The sequence below is a fragment of the Streptomyces sp. NPDC002787 genome (genome assembly GCF_053592095.1).
In genome coordinates this window covers 74,214-94,077 of record NZ_JBSFVC010000031.1, presented here as the reverse complement: position 1 = coordinate 94,077, position 19,864 = coordinate 74,214, and the positions used below count along the sequence as shown (strand labels likewise).

16 protein-coding genes are annotated in these 19,864 nt (G+C 71.3%); 4 read left to right on the top strand and 12 right to left on the bottom strand.

Annotated elements, in window-relative coordinates; translation table 11 throughout:
* Nucleotides 1–7 precede the first annotated feature (7 nt).
* Both purE and ACWD26_RS35085 read right to left on the bottom strand, forming a co-directional pair.
* Nucleotides 8–532: a 5-(carboxyamino)imidazole ribonucleotide mutase gene (gene purE, locus ACWD26_RS35090; protein ID WP_451276198.1), complete on the bottom strand. Its 525-nt coding sequence runs from the start codon at nucleotides 530–532 to the stop codon at nucleotides 8–10.
* Nucleotides 529–1,668: a 5-(carboxyamino)imidazole ribonucleotide synthase gene (locus ACWD26_RS35085; protein WP_451276197.1), complete on the bottom strand. Its 1,140-nt coding sequence runs from the start codon at nucleotides 1,666–1,668 to the stop codon at nucleotides 529–531. Before ACWD26_RS35085 ends, purE begins: the two co-directional genes overlap by 4 nt.
* A gap of 249 nt (nucleotides 1,669–1,917) precedes the next feature.
* Here ACWD26_RS35085 and ACWD26_RS35080 point away from each other — a divergent pair, with 249 nt between their 5' ends.
* On the top strand, nucleotides 1,918–2,460 hold the full coding sequence (locus tag ACWD26_RS35080; protein WP_451276195.1) for a GtrA family protein: 543 nt from the start codon (nucleotides 1,918–1,920) through the stop codon (nucleotides 2,458–2,460).
* Between the two features lie 54 nt (nucleotides 2,461–2,514).
* On the opposite strand, the gene ACWD26_RS35075 is transcribed toward ACWD26_RS35080, so the two are convergent.
* Nucleotides 2,515–3,783, bottom strand: coding sequence for an ATP-binding protein (locus ACWD26_RS35075; RefSeq protein WP_451276193.1), 1,269 nt, complete (start codon nucleotides 3,781–3,783; stop codon nucleotides 2,515–2,517).
* A gap of 220 nt (nucleotides 3,784–4,003) precedes the next feature.
* Entirely contained in the window at nucleotides 4,004–4,681 is a 678-nt protein-coding gene (locus tag ACWD26_RS35070; RefSeq protein ID WP_451276191.1) for a response regulator transcription factor, read from the bottom strand.
* A 514-nt stretch (nucleotides 4,682–5,195) separates the two neighbouring features.
* Here ACWD26_RS35070 and ACWD26_RS35065 point away from each other — a divergent pair.
* Nucleotides 5,196–6,734, top strand: coding sequence for a peptide MFS transporter (locus ACWD26_RS35065; RefSeq protein WP_451276189.1), 1,539 nt, complete (start codon nucleotides 5,196–5,198; stop codon nucleotides 6,732–6,734).
* Between the two features lie 93 nt (nucleotides 6,735–6,827).
* On the opposite strand, the gene ACWD26_RS35060 is transcribed toward ACWD26_RS35065, so the two are convergent.
* From ACWD26_RS35060 to ACWD26_RS35045, 4 genes are all read right to left on the bottom strand, one after another.
* Entirely contained in the window at nucleotides 6,828–7,874 is a 1,047-nt protein-coding gene (locus ACWD26_RS35060; RefSeq protein ID WP_451276223.1) for a hypothetical protein, read from the bottom strand.
* 67 nt (nucleotides 7,875–7,941) lie between these two features.
* Nucleotides 7,942–8,694: an LPXTG cell wall anchor domain-containing protein gene (locus ACWD26_RS35055; protein WP_451276187.1), complete on the bottom strand. Its 753-nt coding sequence runs from the start codon at nucleotides 8,692–8,694 to the stop codon at nucleotides 7,942–7,944.
* Nucleotides 8,695–8,869: 175 nt separating this feature from the next.
* The gene (locus ACWD26_RS35050) at nucleotides 8,870–9,385 is read right to left on the bottom strand and encodes an ATP-binding protein (RefSeq protein ID WP_451276185.1); all 516 of its coding nucleotides are present in this window, start codon (nucleotides 9,383–9,385) and stop codon (nucleotides 8,870–8,872) included.
* Between the two features lie 518 nt (nucleotides 9,386–9,903).
* Entirely contained in the window at nucleotides 9,904–10,275 is a 372-nt protein-coding gene (locus ACWD26_RS35045) for an STAS domain-containing protein (RefSeq protein ID WP_451276184.1), read from the bottom strand.
* 246 nt (nucleotides 10,276–10,521) lie between these two features.
* Between ACWD26_RS35045 and ACWD26_RS35040 the strand changes: the two genes are divergently transcribed.
* Both ACWD26_RS35040 and ACWD26_RS35035 read left to right on the top strand, forming a co-directional pair.
* Nucleotides 10,522–11,424 carry an RNA polymerase sigma factor SigF gene (locus ACWD26_RS35040; RefSeq protein WP_451276182.1) on the top strand — a complete coding sequence of 301 codons (903 nt, stop codon included), beginning with the start codon at nucleotides 10,522–10,524 and terminating at the stop codon, nucleotides 11,422–11,424.
* A gap of 297 nt (nucleotides 11,425–11,721) precedes the next feature.
* Nucleotides 11,722–13,839, top strand: a complete 2,118-nt coding sequence (locus tag ACWD26_RS35035; protein WP_451276180.1) for a ricin-type beta-trefoil lectin domain protein — start codon at nucleotides 11,722–11,724, stop codon at nucleotides 13,837–13,839.
* Between the two features lie 91 nt (nucleotides 13,840–13,930).
* Here the strand turns inward: ACWD26_RS35035 and hutI are convergent, their stop codons facing one another.
* The 4 genes from hutI to hutU all read right to left on the bottom strand — a co-directional run bounded on the left by hutI (nucleotide 13,931) and on the right by hutU (nucleotide 19,789).
* Nucleotides 13,931–15,253, bottom strand: a complete 1,323-nt coding sequence (hutI, locus tag ACWD26_RS35030; protein WP_451276178.1) for an imidazolonepropionase — start codon at nucleotides 15,251–15,253, stop codon at nucleotides 13,931–13,933.
* Nucleotides 15,250–16,599: a formimidoylglutamate deiminase gene (locus ACWD26_RS35025; RefSeq protein ID WP_451276176.1), complete on the bottom strand. Its 1,350-nt coding sequence runs from the start codon at nucleotides 16,597–16,599 to the stop codon at nucleotides 15,250–15,252. Before ACWD26_RS35025 ends, hutI begins: the two co-directional genes overlap by 4 nt.
* Nucleotides 16,596–17,801 (bottom strand): allantoate amidohydrolase, encoded by a 1,206-nt coding sequence (locus ACWD26_RS35020; RefSeq protein ID WP_451276174.1) that lies wholly within the window; start codon nucleotides 17,799–17,801, stop codon nucleotides 16,596–16,598. The genes ACWD26_RS35025 and ACWD26_RS35020 overlap by 4 nt, the downstream gene beginning before the upstream one ends.
* Before the next feature lie 323 nt (nucleotides 17,802–18,124).
* Entirely contained in the window at nucleotides 18,125–19,789 is a 1,665-nt protein-coding gene (gene hutU / locus ACWD26_RS35015; protein WP_451276172.1) for a urocanate hydratase, read from the bottom strand.
* Nucleotides 19,790–19,864 lie beyond the last annotated feature (75 nt).

Sequence of the window (19,864 nt, the reverse complement as noted above, 5' to 3'; positions counted from 1 at the left end):
CGTACGTCTACTTCCCGAAGCCGAAGCCGTTGCCGGCTCCCTCGACCTTGGTGCGCAGGCGCTTGCCCTTCTCGGTGGCCTGGTCGTTCAGCTCCTGTTGGAACTCCCGCATACGGCCGAGAAGTTCCTCGTCCTGCGTGGCCAGGATGCGCGCGGCCAGCAGCCCGGCGTTGCGGGCCCCCGCGACGGAGACGGTCGCGACGGGCACCCCGGCCGGCATCTGCACGATCGACAGGAGGGAGTCCATCCCGTCGAGGTACTTCAGCGGCACGGGGACGCCGATGACCGGCAGCGGGGTCACCGACGCGAGCATGCCGGGCAGATGGGCGGCGCCGCCCGCACCCGCGATGATCACCTTGAGGCCCCGGCCCGCGGCCTCCTCGCCGTACGCGACCATCTCGCGCGGCATCCGGTGCGCCGAGACGACGTCGACCTCGTACGCGATCTCGAACTCGTCGAGGGCCTGCGCGGCGGCCTCCATGACGGGCCAGTCGGAGTCCGACCCCATGACAATGCCTACGACGGGGCTCATTCTGTGATCGTGCCTCTCAGGTAACCGGCAGCGTGACGGGCGCGCTCCAGCACGTCGTCGAGGTCGTCGCCGTAGGTGTTGACATGGCCGACCTTACGGCCGGGTTTCACGTCCTTGCCGTACATGTGGATCTTGAGCTGGGGGTCGCGGGCCATGCAGTGCAGATACGCGGAGTACATGTCCGGGTAGTCGCCGCCGAGGACGTTGACCATGACGGTCCACTTGGCGCGGGGGCGCGGGTCGCCCAGCGGCAGGTCGAGGACGGCCCGTACGTGGTTGGCGAACTGGCTGGTGATCGCGCCGTCCATCGACCAGTGGCCGGAGTTGTGCGGGCGCATGGCCAGCTCGTTGACGAGGATGCGGCCGTCGCGGGTCTGGAAGAGCTCGACGGCCAGGTGGCCGATCACGTCCAGTTCCTTGGCGATGGTGAGGGCCAGCTCCTCGGCCTTGAGCGCGAGGGCCGGGTCGAGGTCGGGTGCGGGCGCGATGACGGTGTCACAGACCCCGTTCACCTGTTGCGACTCCACGACCGGGTACGCGACGGCCTGGCCGTGCGGCGACCGTACGACGTTGGCGGCCAGCTCCCGGACGAAGTCGACCTTCTCCTCGGCGAGGACCGGGACCCCGGCGCGGAAGGGCTCGGCGGCGTCCTCGACCGACCGGACGACCCACACCCCCTTGCCGTCGTAGCCGCCGCGCACCGTCTTGAGGATGACCGGAAACCCCTCGCCCTCGGCGGCGAAAGCGGCCACGTCGTCGGGGTCCGCGACGATGCGGTGCCGGGGGCACGGCACACCGATCGCGTCGAGCCTCGCGCGCATCACGCCCTTGTCCTGGGCGTGCTGGAGCGCGTCCGGCCCCGGGCGGACGGGGATGCCGTCCGCCTCCAGAGCGCGTAGATGCTCGGTGGGTACGTGTTCGTGATCGAAGGTGATCACGTCGCAGCCCTGCGCGAACGCACGCAGCGTGTCCAGGTCGCGGTAGTCGCCTATGACGACATCACCGACGACCTGCGCCGCGGAATCCTGAGGGGTGTCACTGAGGAGCTTGAACCTGATGCCGAGCGGGATGCCCGCCTCGTGTGTCATACGAGCGAGCTGGCCACCGCCGACCATGCCGACTACCGGGAACGTCACACCCCCAGACTATCGGCCGCGGAATCGGCCACTCCCGGCCGTCCGGTTGCCCCGCCCTTTTCCCCCTGGACCGCCCCCGTACCACCGCCGGACAGCACCTGTGAGCTTCTCCACAGGCATTGCCGAGAGGCGCTGGTTAGCATGGCTGAGCCAGTGGAGTTCGACCGAAGATCACTCATTTCGGACGGAACAGCAACCGGCTGACCACCGGTACACACCGACCGGACCGAACGACGGGGGCCGCACACGATGGGAAGTACCACCTCGGGGCCTGATACGAAGCCCCGCGGCGCCCTGCGCCGCCGGATCGACCTGCTCGTACGGGAGGTCGCGAAATTCGGCGCGGTGGGCGGTGCGGGGCTCCTGGTGAACCTCGCCGTGTTCAACCTCGTGCGGCACACCACCGACCTGCAGGTCGTCCGGGCCAGCGTCATCGCCACGGTCGTCGCCATCGCCTTCAACTACGTCGGCTTCCGCTACTTCACCTACCGTGACCGCGACAAGAGCGGCCGTACGAAGGAGATGTCGCTCTTCCTGCTGTTCAGCGCGGTCGGACTGGTGATCGAGAACGGGGTCCTCTACACCGCCACGTACGGCTTCGGCTGGGACAGCCCGCTGCAGTCCAACATCTTCAAGTTCCTCGGCATCGGCATCGCCACCCTCTTCCGCTTCTGGTCGTACCGCACCTGGGTGTTCCGGGCGCTGCCGGGCCGCGACGCGGTGACCGGCGCCGAATCGTTCCTCGAAGCGGGGGCCGCCCACCCGCCTGCGGTCACCGGCAAACGCCGCTGAGGATCAGGACGAGCCGCGCGCCCGAGAACGCCCTTCAGCGGCGGACGCGCACCCCTACCGAACCGGCCGGTCGTCACTCGACGGCGTCCTCACGGGCGTACGCGACAGGAACAACCCGAACACCGGCGGCTGCGCCTGGAGCATCTCCAGCCGCCCCCCGTCGGCCTCCGCGAGGTCCCGCGCCACGGCCAGCCCGATGCCCGTCGAGTTGCGCCCGCTGATCGCCCGCTCGAAGATCCGCGCCCCGAGGTCGGCGGGAACACCGGGCCCCTCGTCGGTGACCTCGATCACCGCCTGGTTGCCGGTGACCCGCGTACGCAACGCCACCGTGCCGCCGCCGTGCATGAGCGAGTTCTCGATCAGCGCGGCCAGCACCTGCGCGACCGCGCCCGGCGTCCCCACGGCCTGGAGATGCCGCTTGCCCGAGCTGACGACCGCGCGCCCGGCGCTGCGGTAGGCCGGCCGCCACTCCTCCAGCTGCTGCTTGATGACCTCGTCGAGCTCGAAGGAGACGGCGGAGCCGTTACGGGGGTCGCGGGAGTTGGTGAGGAGCCGTTCCACGACGTCCGTGAGGCGTTCGACCTGCGTGAGCGCGATGTGCGCCTCCTCCTTCACCGTGGCGAGGTCGTCGGTGAGGGTGATCTCCTCCAGCCGCATCGACAGCGCGGTCAGCGGCGTACGCAGCTGGTGGGAGGCGTCCGCCGCGAGGCGCCGCTCGGCGGTCAGCATGCGGCCGATGCGCTCGGCGGAGGAGTCCAGCACGTCCGCGACCCGGTCCAGCTCCGGGACGCCGTATCTCTTGTGGCGGGGGCGCGGGTCTCCGGAGCCGAGCCGTTCGGCGGTCTCGGCGAGGTCGGTGAGGGGGGAGGCGAGGCGGTTGGCCTGGCGTACGGCGAGGAGGACGGCGGCGATGACGGCGAGCAGGGCGACCGCCGCGATGATCAGCAGCGTACGGCCGACCTCGCGGCTGACCGCCGAGCGGGACTCCTCGACCGTGACGACCTCGTCCTTCTCGCCCTTGGCCTCGTGGCTGATGACGTCACCGACGGGCTTCTCGCCGATCTCGATCGTGGGCTGGCCCGGGATCTCGATACGGGCGTAGCGCTCGTCGCCGACCTGGTCCCTGAGGACCTCGGCGGTGATGCGTTCGTCGCCGATGATGCGGCTGTCCACGATGCTCGTGAGCTGGACGGCCTCGGACTCCACGCGTTCCTGGGCGCTGTTGCCGATCGTGCGGGTCTCGACGATGACGAGGGAGACGCCGAAGACCGCGATGACCACGAGGACCACGGCGAGGGTGGACTGGATGAGACGGCGACGCACGGTTGCCCTCCGGGCGGGGCGGGGTTGTTCTGGGACCTTCGATTGTGCGCCACCAGGCGCCTGCCGCTGGGCGGGGGGCGATGTCGCTCACCAGCACCACCCGGAACGGGGGCGAAGCCCCGAAAGGGGCGCGGGGAACTGCGCGACCAGCCACGAATCACTCGCGGCCGCCACACCACACACGCCCAGAGCTGTCAGGCGCCCCGCCTCACCACCCCGCTCAGTTCTTCTCGAACCGGAACCCGACCCCTCGTACCGTCGCGATGTACCGCGGATTCGCCGCGTCGTCGCCCAGCTTCTTCCGCAGCCAGGAGATGTGCATGTCCAGCGTCTTCGTCGAGGACCACCACGTCGTGTCCCAGACCTCGCGCATCAGCTGGTCGCGCGTGACGACCCGTCCCGCGTCGCGCACGAGCACCCGCAGCAGGTCGAACTCCTTGGCGGTGAGCTGAAGCTCCTCGTCCCCCATCCACGCCCGGTGCGACTCGACGTCGATCCGCACCCCATGGGTGGCGGCCGGCTGCGCCGGCTCCGTGGCGCCGCGCCGGAGCAGCGCCCGGACACGGGCGAGCAGCTCGGCCAGCCGGAAGGGCTTGGTGACGTAGTCGTCGGCACCCGCGTCGAGGCCCACGACGGTGTCCACCTCGTCGGCGCGCGCGGTCAGGATGAGGATCGGGATGGCGTGGCCCTCGGCGCGCAGCCGGCGGGCGACCTCCAGGCCGTCCATGCCGGGCAGCCCCAGATCCAGGACGACCAGGTCGATTCCGCCCTGCATTCCGGCGTCCAGCGCGGTGGGTCCGTCCTCACGGACCTCCACCTCGTACCCTTCCCGGCGCAGTGCGCGAGCCAACGGCTCCGAGATGGACGCGTCGTCCTCGGCGAGCAGTACACGGGTCATGGGGTGATGGTAGTCCGCCGAGAACCGCAGGTGGAGGGTGATCGGCAAGCGCGATTCACACCTTTGTCCCACCGCTGTCTTACCTCCACCGGGCATGATCGACTCCGGTGGGCGTTTCGTCCCGCCCCCGGCGAAGGTCCGCGCGGGGCGTGAAGGCGAGGCCCGGATACGGTGCGGATCGCGCGCTGATCCCGTGAACACGGCCCCCACCGCGCCGCCATCCCCGCGGTCACGCCCTGCGTCCACATCCGCGATGCGGTGCTGTACCTTCGAATGTGCGATCTCAAGCCCCTTCTTACCTGTGATTCACCTCTCAAGCTCTTTCTTTTTCCGCAGTCTTCTGACGTATGGTGACGGAACGCCTTTAGCTGCACGTGGGGACCTTTGGCGGCATATCCGCGCTGAAGGTCTCTTTTGTGTGTGGACTGGCCTGTGGCCGGGGCACGTCTCCCGGCCTCCCCCTCCACCGGGCGCGCACCCCCACGTGCTGCGTCCCGACCTGCAAGGAACGACCATGGCGTCCAGCCTGACGAAGGACCCGGCCCGGGGAACCCCCGCCGGTGGCACCTTCTTCGGCCACCCCCGCGGACTGGCCACTCTCTTCATGACCGAGATGTGGGAGCGGTTCTCCTACTACGGCATGAAGGCCCTCCTCACCGTCTATCTGCTCTCCGGCGGTCCCGACGCCGGCAAGGGGAGCATGGGCGGCGGCCTGGCCATGGACCTGGCCACCACCACCACGATCGTCGCCGTCTACTCGGCGATGGTGTACCTGCTCGCGATGCCCGGCGGCTGGCTCGGCGACCGGGTCTGGGGCCCCCGCAAGACGGTGGCGATCGCCGCGGTCACGATCATGTGCGGCCATCTGGTGCTCGCCCTGCCCGGCGGCCAGGCCCCGTTCTTCGCCGGCCTGGCGCTGGTCGCGGCCGGCTCCGGTCTGCTGAAGGCCAACATCTCCACAATGGTGGGCCACCTGTACGACGGCCCCGGAGACCCGCGGCGCGACGGCGGCTTCACGATCTTCTACATGGGCATCAACGCGGGTGCCTTCTTCGCGCCGCTGGCGATCGGCACCGTGGGCCAGGAGGTCAACTGGCACCTCGGCTTCGGCCTGGCCGCCGTCGGCATGGCCATCGGTCTCGCGGCCTTCCTCGCCGGCAGCCGGACCCTGAGCCCGAGGAGCGACGTCGTCCCCAAGCCGCTGGCCGCCGAGGAGCGTGCCGCGTGGCTGCGCAAGGGCCTGCTCTGGCTGGCCGTCGCGGCCGTCTTCTACGGCGCCGTGGGCCTCAGCGGCCACTTCACCCTGAACTGGGCGATGATCCCGCTGACCGTCATCGGTCTGGTCGTCCCGGCCGGTGTGCTGCTGCGCATCAAGCGGGACAACGAACTGACCACGGCCGAGCAGTCGAAGATGACCGGCTACATCTGGTTCTTCGTCGCCGCCGCCGTGTTCTGGATGATCTACGACCAGGGCGCGTCCACGGTCCAGGCGTTCGGCTCGAACGACGAGAAGGTGGCCGGCTCGCTGTTCGGCTTCGCCTTCCCGACCTCCTGGTACCAGTCGCTGAACCCGCTGTTCATCATGGCGCTGGCCCCGGTCTTCGCCTGGCTGTGGCTGTGGCTGAACCGTCAGGGCCGGGAGCCCGGCACGGCCGTGAAGTTCGCGATGGCCCTGGTGCTCATCGGTGTCTCGTTCTTCTTCTTCCTGATCCCGCTGGGCATGGCGGCGGACGGCACCCTGGCCAGCCCGATGTGGCTGGTGGGCATCTACTTCATCCAGACCGTCGGTGAACTGTGCCTCTCCCCGGTCGGCCTGTCGGTCACGACGAAGATGGCCCCGGCCAAGTACGCCAGCCAGATGATGGGCGTGTGGTTCCTCGCCGTCACCGCGGGCGACTCGATCACCGGTCTGCTCTCCAACCCGGCCGTCGGCGGCTTCGACCTCAGCGGCACCGGGATGGTCGCCGTCGAGGCCACCCTCGCCATCCTCGCCGGCTTCGCGATCCACATGTACCGCAAGAAGGTCAGGGCCCTCACGGGCGACGTCAACTGAGACCGGCGCCTTACGGTTCGCGGGAAGGGCCGCCGCACCCCCGGGTGCGGCGGCCCTTCCCCGTGCCACGCGCGGGCAGTCCTCCCGCCGCCCTCACGGGGAGTCCTCCCCGCCTGCGGAGAGCCGCGCGGCGGGCGTCCCGCCCGGATCGGTGTCCGGTGTGAACCACGGCAGGGCCGACGTCGTACGCGATCGGGACGGCGTACGGGGTTGCGCGTGCGCGGCGGTCGAGGTGCCCGGCCTCGGTACCCACACGGGAAGTCCGGGCATCCTCCGCCCGCGCCGCTCGGCCGTGCCCCCTCCCGGCCGTACCCGGTCCACCACCGCCATCCCGGTCCGGAACAGCGCGGCCGGTACGACGGCGCAGAGCATCAGCCAGAAGAGGGTGACGCCCCAGGGGCGGCCCACGCCCCACGGCTGTTCGGCGAGGACCTTGCCGCCGTACTTGAGGGAGACGGTGTAGTCGCCGTGGGCCCCGGCCGCGAGCTCCACGGGCAGGGTGACGCGGGCCTCGCGGCCGGGCTGGATCGTGCCGCGCCAGCGCTGTTCCTCCCACCGTGGCGCGTACACGCCGTGGGAGGTGCCGACCTGGAAGACGGGGTTCTCGACCGGGGAGGTGCCGACGTTGCCGACGGTGAGGACCAGCTCGCGGGCGGGCGGCGCCCCGAACCAGGTCAACAGCCCGCCGGAGCCCTCAAGACGGCTGTCCGCCAGGAGGGAGAGCCGTCCGCCGTCCGCCTCCCGGGGCAACGGCTCGACCGAGTGCCCGGCGACCTGGAGGACCGCGTCAGCCTCCGCCTTCGGACCCGTGATGGTGCTGACGTGCACGACGCACGGACACGGCACCGGCGGCTCGGCCACCGGCAGTTCCCGGCGGAACTCGCCCTCGTCGTCGGCGGTCACGGCCCGTCCGTCGGCGTTGGCACAGGAGTCCGTGCCGCCGGGCACCCCACGCGACGGGTCGGACTGCCCGCAGACCAGGACCATCAGGATCGCCTTCGGCCGCCAGCCACCGCCGGTCACGGTGACCGAACCGCCGGTCCCCGCCTGTGACTTGGAGAGCTTCACGGTCGGCTTGTCCGCGGCCCGGGCGGACCCGTCCGCGAACGGCGACACGAGCACCACGGTCAGCGCGAGCACGACCGTGAACGCGAACACCACCGCCGACGCGGGGAACCGCCGTCCTTCGATCACGTCACCGCTCCCGTCAGCGACGTACGGCCTGATTCCTGCGCGTCACCCACAGCACCCCGGCGGCCCCGGCGAGCAGCACCGTGCCGCCGAGCGTGCCGAGCGCGACCGCCGAGTCCAGGGGCCCGGTCTGCGGAAGCTCGCCCCCGGAACCGTCCGAGCCGCCCGACCCACCCGTACCGCCTGTATCGCCCGTGTCGGAGCCGCCTCCCGTACCGCCCGAGGCACTTCCGCCCGCGGCCGTCACGTCCAGCGTCAACGAGGGCCCGGGATCGTTCCCCGGCGTGCAGGTCGTCACCGTCCCGAGGGCCTTGATGGTGAGCACACCGGCGGTGAAGTCGACCTTGCCGGTCTCCTTCGGGGTGTACGTACCGCTCAGGTCGTTGATCTTGATGGGCGTGTTGGCCGGGATCGCCTCCTCGTTCGCCGGCCCCGTCACCGTGAGCGTCCCGCTCTCGGCCCCGCCCAGCTCGATCGTGGCACTCGGCGTCATCGCGCCCTTGCCCAGCTCGACCGGGCTGGACGACACGCCCTTCTGCCACGACATCGTGATCCGGTAGCCGTCGCCGCTTTCGACGCCCTTGATGTCGATGGGAGACACCGCGGACTTGTCCCCGATGGGCGTCTTGCAGTTGTACTCCACGTCCACGACCTCGGCATGGGCCACCGGGGCGGCCATCAGCACCGCCGAGCCGGCCAGCGCCACGAGGGACGCGAGCGCGGCGGTTCGTTTCTGGTACGTCCGGTACGACACCTCGGCACCCCACATTCTGACGGAACATCAGATCGGCCGCTCAAGGTACGCCGGGGCTCTTGGAGAGGGAAGACACACGTAAGTGTCGGATGTGTGTCGATGAATGGGGCTCGGCTCCGAGCCCGAATACCGCCGGCTGCTGAACGCCGCACCGCGACCACGGTGGTTCTCGGCTCACCCGGCGGAGCGTCTACGCGGGTGCCCCCAACTCGGCCCACACGGTCTTCCCGGCCGCCCCCGGTGTCCGTACGACCCCCCAGTCCAGACAGAGCCGCTGCACGATGAACATCCCGTGCCCGCCCGGACGCCCCGCCCGGTGAGGCGTACGCGGCTCCGGATTGCCCGCCCCCCGGTCGGTCACCTCGATCCGCAGGACCTTGTTGTCGCACCGGATCCACAACTCGGCCGGGCCTCCCGCGTGGAGACACGCGTTGGTGACCAACTCGGACACCACCAACAGCACATCCTCCGCCGCCGCCCGCTGATCCGCGGTCGCGGCCGGCAACCACCCCCACGCGTACAGCGCCTGCCGGGTGAAGTCACGGGCGAGCGGCACCACACCGCTCTCCCCCTCGAAGCTCAGCCGACGGGACTGGCGACTCGCGGTGGATGCCGCGGGCGGATCCTCGCCGGGTGCCCCGGAAGCGCCGCCGGCACCCGGTTCCGGGCCGCGGTCGCCCGGCGAGAAAGGCCGGGTGGTGCTCATCAGCGCTTCACCTCACCGATTCACCAGTTCACGATTCAGGACTCATCAAGGGTGCGGGACGATGACCCGCGGCGCGTGCCGTTTTCTGCTGTCATCCGTATGCCATCCGTATGCCATCCGTACTTCCGCGCTACCGCGCTTGCGTCGTACCGCCAAGCCTGTGCCAAGCCTCTGCCGAGCTCCCGCCGGGACCGCTCCGGGACCTCTGCCGTCGGCGCCGCCTCTGTACGCGCCGCCGTCACCGAGCGTCTCCGGGCCGCTGCCGACACGTTCAGGATGTCTCCTGCCCGAGCGAACCGTGAGAACACCCACGTTTTCGGCACAGAACCTGTGACGCGAATAACCCGCCGGTAGGGGTGGGGCATCTGGGGGACGGGCCCGAGGGCGGGCGACCGGTCCGAGGACTCCGAACGGTCCGGCGGGGACCGTTCGAAACGGTCCGGCGGAGACCGTTCGAACGGCCTCCCGTGAGGAGGGCCATGGCCGGGTCGGCCACGGCACGGTCACCCTCGGCCGCCTCACTGGTCGCCCAGGGCCGCCTCGAGGGTGTCGTGGACGGTGAACACCGCGTCCGCCCCGGTGATCTCGAACACCCGCGCCACCGCCGGGAGCATCCCCGCCAGATGGACCCCGCCGCCCGCGGCCTCCGCCCTGAGCCGGACGCCCAACAGGACGTTCAGCCCGGTGGAGTCGCAGAACTCCAGCCGTGAGCAGTCCACCACCAATCGCGCGAAGCCCTTCTCCAGGCAGCTCTCCAGTGGCTCACGCAACAGATCGGCGGTGTGGTGATCGAGCTCACCCGCCGGGGTCACGACGGCACTGGGGCCCTCTTCCCGCACCTCGACCCGTAGTCGGCCCGACTGTGCGCTGCCGACCGTCCCACGGTCCATGCCGTCTCTCTCCCGACCGTCGTGACTGCTGACTCGCCCTCGAACACTACGCCTTCTCCACACTCTCCGACACCTGAACAATCGCCCACAAATGGACATTTCGCCACAGGAGGCACTTGCGACGACGTCGTGAAACCGGGTAGGGCTAGTAGTGACACCAATCGACACGGCCGGCTTTGGAGGCGCCGCACACCGCAGTGCACGTATTGGCATCGGCGGCCATATGCCGAGAACGATGGAGGCATCATGTCACCCCGGCTCGACGAATCGCATACCCAGAAGGCGACGTCGGCATCCGCCCCGGAAGACACGCGGGACGACCTCGCCCACGATCCGGGCGACGCGCTCGCCGACCTTCCGGAGATCCCCCCGTTCGACGAGGTGGGGCCGGTGGACGCACGGGCCCTGTCCAAGACCCTCTTCGAGCGGCTGGAGTCCCTTGAGGAAGGCACGTACGAGTACTCGTACGTGCGCAACACCCTGGTCGAACTCAACCTGGCTCTGGTGAAGTTCGCCGCCTCCCGGTTCCGCTCGCGCAGCGAACCCATGGAGGACATCATCCAGGTCGGCACGATCGGCCTGATCAAGGCGATCGACCGCTTCGAACTGAGCCGGGGCGTCGAGTTCCCCACCTTCGCGATGCCGACGATCGTCGGCGAGATCAAGCGTTTCTTCCGTGACACGAGCTGGTCCGTGCGCGTGCCACGCAGACTTCAGGAACTCCGGCTCGACCTGGCCAAGGCCGGTGACGAGCTCGCCCAGAAGCTCGATCGCGCTCCGACAGTGGGAGAGTTGGCGGAGCGCCTCGGCCTGACGAACGACGAGGTCGTCGAGGGCATGGCGGCGTCGAACGCGTACACCGCCTCGTCGCTGGACGCCCAGCCCGAGGAGGACGACTCCGAGGGCGCCCTGGCGGACCGGATCGGCTACGAGGACCACGGGCTCGAAGGCATCGAGTACGTCGAGTCCCTGAAGCCGCTGATCGCCGAACTGGCGCCGCGTGACCGGAAGATCCTGTCCCTGCGGTTCGTGGCCGGCATGACGCAGTCCGAGATCGGGGACGAGCTGGGCATCTCCCAGATGCACGTCTCCCGACTGCTGTCCCGCACGCTGGTGCGGCTGCGCAAGGGACTGACGCTGGAGGAGTGAGCGGCGCCGGAGCCGAGGACATCGGTGACGCCTGAGCCGACGACATCGGTGAGGGCGGCTCGCCGACGACATCGGTGACGATGGCGTCGGCAGTGACACAAGTCGGCCGGGTACGGGAGGAGTGTCGTAACTCCTCCCGTACCCGGCCGAACTGCTCCCGGCCCGCCCCCTGTCTCGCCCCCTTACCGCAAGAAACCCCTTCCCCACGGTTCACCTTCCGCCACTATGGTCACGCGCCAGACTGTTCGGTGTGCCAGAGGCCGACGGGCGTACACGGGGGTGCGAGGAGGCACGAGGATGGCTCGGGCTCGGGACGAGCGCCCCGGCGACGACGACAGCCATGAGGACCACCGGAACACCGGCGCGTCACGCGCACGCCCCGGCGACGCGCCGGAGCACCGGCACGCGGACACGTCCGACGCGCGCCTCACCACGCTGTTACGCGCCGATACACCCATCGCGTACTCGGCACTGCGCGAACTGCGTGAACGCCATCATCCGTCGGTCCTCGCCTACGCACGGCTGTGTGCCGCGAGCGAGTCCTCGGCCCGGCAGCTGGCGTCCCAGGTGTTCACCACCGCCGCCCGGGAGACGGCACGCGGCAGCGAGCCGACCGTCCCCTGGCGCCACCAACTGCTCCTGCTGACCGCCCGGGTGTCCGCCCGCTGGGCCACGGACCACCACGCCTCCGGCCTCGATGCGGCCCTGCTCCTCGTGCTGCGCACGGCGGGCCCCGAGGGCCCCGTCCCGCCCCTGCTCGCGGCGTTCGAATCCCTGCCGGCCCGCGCCCAGGGCCTCATCTGGTACGGCGTCGTGGAGCGCGAGCCCGACGACCGTACGGCCGTCCTCCTCGGGCTCACCCCCGACGACGTGACGTACAAGCTGGAGTCCGCGCTCCACCTACTGCGCCAGGCCTGCCTCAAGGTCCGCCTCGCCGCTTCCGAGGACCCGCGCTGCCAGGACTTCCGGCGCCTGATCGAGGAGTCCGTACGCCCGGACACCCCTCGCCACAGCACGGATCTGCAGAGCCACATGGCGCACTGCACCCACTGCACCGGCGCGTACGAGGAGCTCTGCGCCCTGCGTGACAGCCCGCGCGCGACGCTCGCGGAGGGGCTGCTGCCGTGGGGTGGCAGGGCGTACGCGCGCGAGGAGCCGGCGGCGCGGGGCGGAGCCGGCACGGAGGGTCGGGCGGGTGCCCGGGGCGGGCGCGGTCCTGGGGCCGGGGTGGCAGGGGCGGAGGACTTCGGGGCCGGCCTCGGGGAGGACTTCGGGCAGGACTTCGGGCAGGACTTCGGGGACAACTTCGCGGGGCCCGGCGCCGGGGCAGGGGCAGGGGCAGGGGCAGGGGGAGGGGGAGGGGGAGGGGGAGGGGGAGGCTCGGCGGTTGGGGCTTGGACGGAGTTCGGCTCCGGCTCCGGCTCCGGCTCCGGCTCCGGCTCCGGCTCCGGCCGCAAGGGTCGTGCGGTGGACGGGGGCAAGGCCGAGACGCCGTTCGGTGCGGTGGCCGGGGCGGAGGCGTGGGGAGAAACCGGCGCCGAAGTCGGCGTCGGCGTCCGGGCCGGGGCGGAAGCCGTGGGCCTGGCGGGGGCCAGGGCCGGAGTGCCGGCGGCGGCCGGGAGCGCGGCCGGCGGCGGTGCTGGTGCCGGTGGCGGTGACGGTAGTGAAGACAGGACGCTGAAAGCCGGGTGGCCGCGGTCCCGTCGGTTCATGCTGACCTCGGTGGCTCTGGGCGTGACCCTGGCACCGCTGCTGGCGTTCCTGGTGTTCTCGGGCACGGGCGACTCGTCGTCGTCCGACGACGCGGCGGGCTCCGGCGCCACGCCCGCGCCCCCGCCCTCGGTGTCCGTGACGCCGACGCCCCCGCCGAGCCCGACGCCGTCCCCGACCCCTTCGCGCACCAAGAGCCCCTCGAAGCCCCCGGAGAAGCCGACCAAGAGCCCGAGTCCGAGCCCGTCGAAACCGGGCCGCCCGACACCCGAGCTGCCGTACGGGCCGCCGCTGAACGGTGGCTACACCCAGGTGGTGAACGTCGCCTCGGGCCTGTGCCTGGACATCCGGGGCGAGTTGGAGAAGGGCACAGACGTCGTCACGGCCACCTGCTCCTCGCGCGCCACCCAGCGGTGGCGCGTCGACTCCCACCGGAACGCCCTCCAGTCGTTCGCCGATCCCGACCTGTGCCTCGACAGCCGGGGGGCGACCGACGACGGTGTGGGCATCTGGGACTGCGACTCGCTCGACGGGGACAACGGCGAGAACCTGACGTTCGAGGTCGACTCCCGGGGGATGATCCGCCCGGCGATCGCGCCGGGGCACGCCGTGACCCCGGACGCGCTCGGCTCCGTCGCCTTCGCCAAGGCCACGGGGCGCGACGGGCAACGGTGGAGGGCGGGGGCGGGGCCCGTCCACGCCTGAGACGACCCGGTCCTGAGTCCCGGTCCACGCCTGAGACGACCCGGTCCTGAGTCCCGGTCCACGCCTGAGACGCCCCGGTCCTGAGTCCCGGTCAGACCACGCGTACGCCCCTGCGCCACACCCCCGTGACCAGGGGAACGCCCGGCCGGTAGGCGAGGTGGACATGGCTGGGCGCGTCCAGCAGCGCGAGATCGGCGTACGCGCCCGGCGTGAGGCGGCCGATGTCGTCGCGGCGCAGCGCCCGCGCGCCCCCCGCCGTGGCCGACCAGAGCGCTTCGTCCGGCGTCATCCCCATGTCCCGCACGGCGAGCGCGACACAGAACGGGACGGACGAGGTGAAGGACGACCCCGGGTTGCAGTCCGTCGAGAGGGCCACGGTGACGCCCGCGTCCAGGAGACGGCGGGCGTCCGGCCACTCCGCGCGGGTGGAGAACTCCGCGCCGGGGAGGAGCGTGGCGACCGTGTCGCTGTGGGCGAGGGCGTCCACGTCGGCGTCGGTGAGGTGGGTGCAGTGGTCGGCGCTCGCCGCGTCCACCTCGACCGCGAGCTGCACGCCCGGGCCGTACGAGAGCTGGTTGGCGTGGATGCGCGGGTGCAGGCCCTTGGCCTTGCCGGCCGTGAGGATGGCGCGGGCCTGGTCGCCGTCGAAGGCGCCCTTCTCGCAGAAGACGTCGATCCAACGGGCGTACGGGGCGCAGGCGTCGAGCATCTCGCCGGTGACGAGGGCGACGTACTCCGAGGGACCAGCGGGGTCCTCGGCGTGGTCGGGCGGGACGATGTGGGCGCCGAGGTAGGTGACCTCGTCGGTGTGGGCGGCGGCGATGCGCAGGGCCCTCGCCTCGTCCTCGACCGTCAGGCCGTAGCCGGACTTCGTCTCGAAGGTCGTCGTGCCCTGGCGGAGGGCCTCGCGGAGGTAACGGGTGAGGTTGGCCTCCAGTTCCTCGTCGGTGGCGGCGCGGGTGGCGGCGACGGTCGTGCGGATGCCGCCCGCGCTGTAGGCCCGGCCGGACATCCGGGCGTTGAACTCGGCGGTCCGGTCGCCCGCGAAGACGAGGTGGGAGTGGGAGTCGACGAAGCCGGGGATCACCGCCCTCCCACCTGCGTCGACCCGATTGTCAGTGGCGGGTGCTTTGCTTTGGTCACCGGTCCACGCGATGCGTTCACCGTTGATGACGACGGCCGCGTCCTGGATCAGTCCGAGGGGGGATCCGTCGCCGAGGGAGGGGTCGTTGGTGACCAGGGCAGCGATGTTGGTGATGAGCGTGCTGGCGGTGCTCGCTGAGCTGGCGGGGCTGACGGTCGTCGGGCTGCTCATGGCGTCCTCGGTGGCCTTCTCGGCGGTCGGGTGGGGTGCGGGCTCGGATTCGGGTGCGGGTGCGGGTGCGGGGCGATCGTTCGTGGGATCGCGGGTCATGCGCGCAGGGCTGCGACGGCGTCCGCGAGGGCTCTCGGCACATCCGGTACGAGAGCGTGCGCCCCGTCCCGTACGACGTGCCGACCACCCACGACCGTGTGCGACACGTCTGCTGCCGACGCGGCGAATACAGCCGTCTCCGCGCCCAGTCGTGGAAGCGGTCCCGCTGTCCTGACCGAGTCGAGCGCGATCGTCGTGAAGTCGGCGAGCGCGCCCGTCTCCAGGGCACCGGCGTCGTCCCAGCCGATCGCCGCGTGGCCGTCGGCCGAGGCCGCCCGCAGAAGGGCCGCCGCCGTCCAGTGACCTCGTGTTCGGGTGCGGAGCCGCTCGTTCAGCTCCATCGCGCGCGCCTCTTCGAGCAGATCGATGACGGCGTGGCTGTCGGAGCCGAGGGAGAGCGGGGAGCCGGCCCGCTGGAGGGCGATGGCGGGGCCGATGCCGTCCGCGAGGTCGCGTTCCGTCGTGGGGCACATGCAGGTGCCGGTGCCGCTGCCACCGATGAGGGCGATGTCCTCGTCGGTGAGGTGGGTGTTGTGGACGCCGGTGGTGCGCGGGCCCAGCACGCCGTGCTCGGCGAGGAGTTGGGCGGGGGTGCGGCCGTGTGCCTCGCGGCAGGCGTCGTTCTCCGCCGTCTGCTCCGACAGGTGCACATGCAGCGGGGCCCGCCGCTCCTCGGCCCACCGGGCCACCGTCGCCAACTGCCCGGCCGGCACGGCCCGTACGGAGTGGACCGCCGCACCGATCCGCGCGTGATCCCGGTCCTTGAGAACTGAACAGCGTTCCGCCCAGGCCTCCGCCGTCCCGTCGGAGAAGCGGAGCTGGTGGTGGTCGGGCGCCTGTCCGAAGCCGGCGGAGAGGTAGACCGTGTCGAGGAGGGTGACCCGGATGCCCGCCTCGGCGGCGGCCTCGATGAGCGCCTCGCCCATGGCGTTCGGGTCGGCGTACGGGGTGCCGCCGGGCGCGTGGTGCACATAGTGGAACTCGCCGACGGCGGTGATGCCGGCCAGGGCCATCTCCGCGTACACCGCGCGGGCGAGGGCGTGGTACGTGTCCGGGGTCAGCCGGTCCGCCACCCGGTACATGACCTCGCGCCAGGTCCAGAAGGTCCCCGAGCCGACCTGCACGGTGGCGCGCAGGGCCCGGTGGAAGGCGTGGCTGTGGGCGTTGGCGAGGCCGGGCAGGGTGAGGCCGCGCAGGACGACCGCGCCCGGGGGCGGGGTGGGCGTCTCGGTGCGCACGGCAGTGATGCGGCCGTCGGAGCCGTCGGTGGTCACCGTGAGGGTCACGCCGGGCTCGACGTTCGTGCCGAGCCAGGCGTGTTCGAGCCAGTAGGTCGTCTCCGTCACCTGTGGGCCAGCCCTTCCAGTACGTCGGCGAGCGCGATCACCCCGGCCAGGCAGTCGTCCTCGGCGGCGTGCTCGGCCGGGGAGTGCGAGACGCCCGTGGGGTTGCGCACGAACAGCATGGCGGTCGGGACGCTCCCGGAGAGGATCCCGGCGTCGTGTCCGGCCCCGGTGCCGAGTACCGGCACCTTCAGATCGGCCGTGTCCCGGCCCAGGATGCGGGCGATCTCGTCCCGCAGCGCGTGCTCGAACTCCACGACGGGGGTGAAGGACTCCCGGACGACATCGAGTGCGATCCCGTGCTCCCGGGCGTAGTCACGGGCCGCCTCCTCGATGGCCCCGACGACGGTGTCCAGGGTCTTCTGGTCCTCAGCGCGGGAATCGAGCCAGCCGCGCACGAGGGAGGGGATGGCGTTCACCCCGTTCGGCTCGACCGAGATCTTGCCGAAAGTGGCGACGGCGCCGGCGAGGCGTGCCTCGCGCCGGGCGGCGAGCACGGTCTCCGCGTACGACAGCATGGGGTCCCGGCGGTCGACGAGCCGGGTCGTGCCGGCGTGGTTGGCCTCGCCCCGGAAGTCGAACCGCCACCGCCCGTGCGGCCAGATGGCACTGGCGATGCCGACGGCGTCTCCCGACAGGTCCAGCGCCCGCCCCTGCTCGACATGCAGTTCGACGAACGCCCCGATCCGCGCGAGCCGCTCCGGATCCGGCCCGATGGCCTCCGGGTCGTACCCGGCCGCCTCCATGGCCTGCGGCAACGTGATCCCGTCCGCGTCGGTCAGCCGCCCCGCCTGCTCGACGGTCAGCTCTCCGGCAGCCAGCCGGGACCCGACGCAGGCCAGCCCGAACCGCGCGCCCTCCTCATCACCGAAGTTGACGATGGCGAAGGGTTTGTCGAAGCGAGTGCCCCGGGCGCGGAGTTCGTCGAGCGCGGCGAAGGAGGACACGACACCGAGGGGGCCGTCGAAGGCCCCGCCGTCGGGCACGGAGTCGAGGTGCGACCCGGTGACGACGGCGTCCCCGGCAGCGGGATCCCCGAGCCAGGCCCACTGGTTCCCGTTCCGGTCGACCTCGTACTCCAGCCCCCGCTCCCTGGCCTGCTCCTCGAACCAGGCCCGGCAGTCCGCGTCGGCGGCGGTCCAGGCGAACCGCCGGTACCCACCGGACTCGGGGTGCCGCCCGATGGGCCGGAGCTCCCGCCACATCTCGTGGAAGGAGGCACCCCGGGTGATGGGCGGACGCCCAGGTTTGTGTGCGGTCCCTTCCACAGGCTGTGGGCAGTCAGGCCGACTGGTCCCCTCCACAGACTGCACCCCATCAGCATGACCGCTGCCCTCCCCAGGCCGTAGCCCACCAGCCCGACCGGCCCCCTCTACAGACTGTGGGCCGTCGGCCCGGCCGGTCCCTTGTGCGGGCTGTGGGCAGGCGTCCCGCAGGGCGGAACGGGTGGGCACAGTCGGAGCCTCGGACGGCGACGAAGCCCCAGCCCCCACCGGGGAGTCGCCGCTACGCCCGCCCTCGCTCCGGGTCACGCGCCGCCACCCTCACGCATCGGCACCCGCACACCCCGGTCGTCGGCGACGGACTCCGCGATGTCGTAGCCCGCGTCGACGTGGCGGATCACACCCATCCCGGGGTCGTTGGTCAGCACCCGGCGGATCTTCTCCCCGCCGAGCTTCGTGCCGTCGGCCACGGTCACCTGACCGGCGTGGATGGACCGGCCCATGCCCACACCGCCCCCGTGGTGGAGGGACACCCAGGACGCTCCCGAGGCCACGTTCACCATCGCGTTCAGCAGCGGCCAGTCGGCGATCGCGTCGGAGCCGTCGAGCATGGCCTCGGTCTCGCGATAGGGGGAGGCGACGGAGCCGCAGTCGAGGTGGTCACGCCCGATCGCGAGCGGCGCCGCCAGCTCCCCGGAGGCCACCATGTCGTTGAAGCGCTCCCCGGCCCGGTCCCGCTCGCCGTAGCCGAGCCAGCAGATACGCGCGGGCAGGCCCTGGAAGTGGACCCTCTCCCCCGCCATCTTGATCCAGCGGTGGAGGGACTCGTTCTCGGGGAAGAGGTCGAGGATCGCCCGGTCGGTCCTGGCGATGTCGGCGGGGTCGCCGGACAGGGCCGCCCACCGGAAGGGGCCCTTGCCCTCGCAGAACAGGGGCCGGATGTAAGCGGGGACGAAACCGGGGAAGGCGAACGCCCGCTCGTACCCGGCGAGTTGGGCCTCGCCCCGGATGGAGTTGCCGTAGTCGAAAACCTCCGCGCCGGCGTCCAGGAAGCCGACCATGGCCGCGACATGCCTGGCCATCGACTCGCGGGCGCGGGTGGTGAAGCCCGCCGGGTCCTTCGCCGCGTACGACGCCATGTCGTCGAAGTCCACGCCGACCGGCAGGTACGCCAGCGGATCATGGGCGGAGGTCTGGTCGGTGACGATGTCGATGGGGGCGCTCATCGCGAGGAGCTGGGGGACGAGGTCGGCGGCGTTGCCGAGGACGCCGATGGAGAGGGGACGGCGGGCGTCACGGGCCTCCACCGCCAGCTGGAGGGCGTGGTCGAGCGAGTCGGCCCGCACGTCGAGGTACCGGTGCTCGATGCGGCGTTCGATGGCGCGGGGGTCGCAGTCGATACAGAGGGCGACGCCGTCGTTCATGGTGACGGCGAGGGGCTGGGCGCCGCCCATGCCGCCGAGGCCGGCGGTGAGGGTGATGGTCCCGGCGAGGGTGCCGCCGAACTTCTTGGCGGCGACGGCGGCGAAGGTCTCGTAGGTGCCCTGGAGGATGCCCTGGGTGCCGATGTAGATCCAGGAGCCGGCGGTCATCTGGCCGTACATGGTGAGGCCGAGCTGTTCCAGGCGGCGGAACTCCTCCCAGTTGGCCCAGTCGCCGACCAGGTTGGAGTTGGCGATGAGGACGCGAGGCGCCCACTCGTGGGTCTGCATGACGCCGACCGGGCGGCCGGACTGGACGAGCATGGTCTCGTCCTGCTTGAGGGTCTGCAGGGTGCGGACCATGGCGTCGAAGGAGCGCCAGTCACGGGCGGCCTTGCCCGTGCCGCCGTAGACGACGAGCTTGTCGGGGTGCTCGGCGACCTCGGGGTCGAGGTTGTTCTGGAGCATGCGCAGCGCGGCTTCCTGCTGCCAGCCCAGGGTGCTGAGTTCCGTACCTCGTGGTGCTCGGACGGGGCGGGGTCCTGACACGGTCTGCCTCCTCGCTTTACAGCAACTATTCACATCCTGGCTCGGTGAATAGAGCTAGTCAATACGGCCGTACGG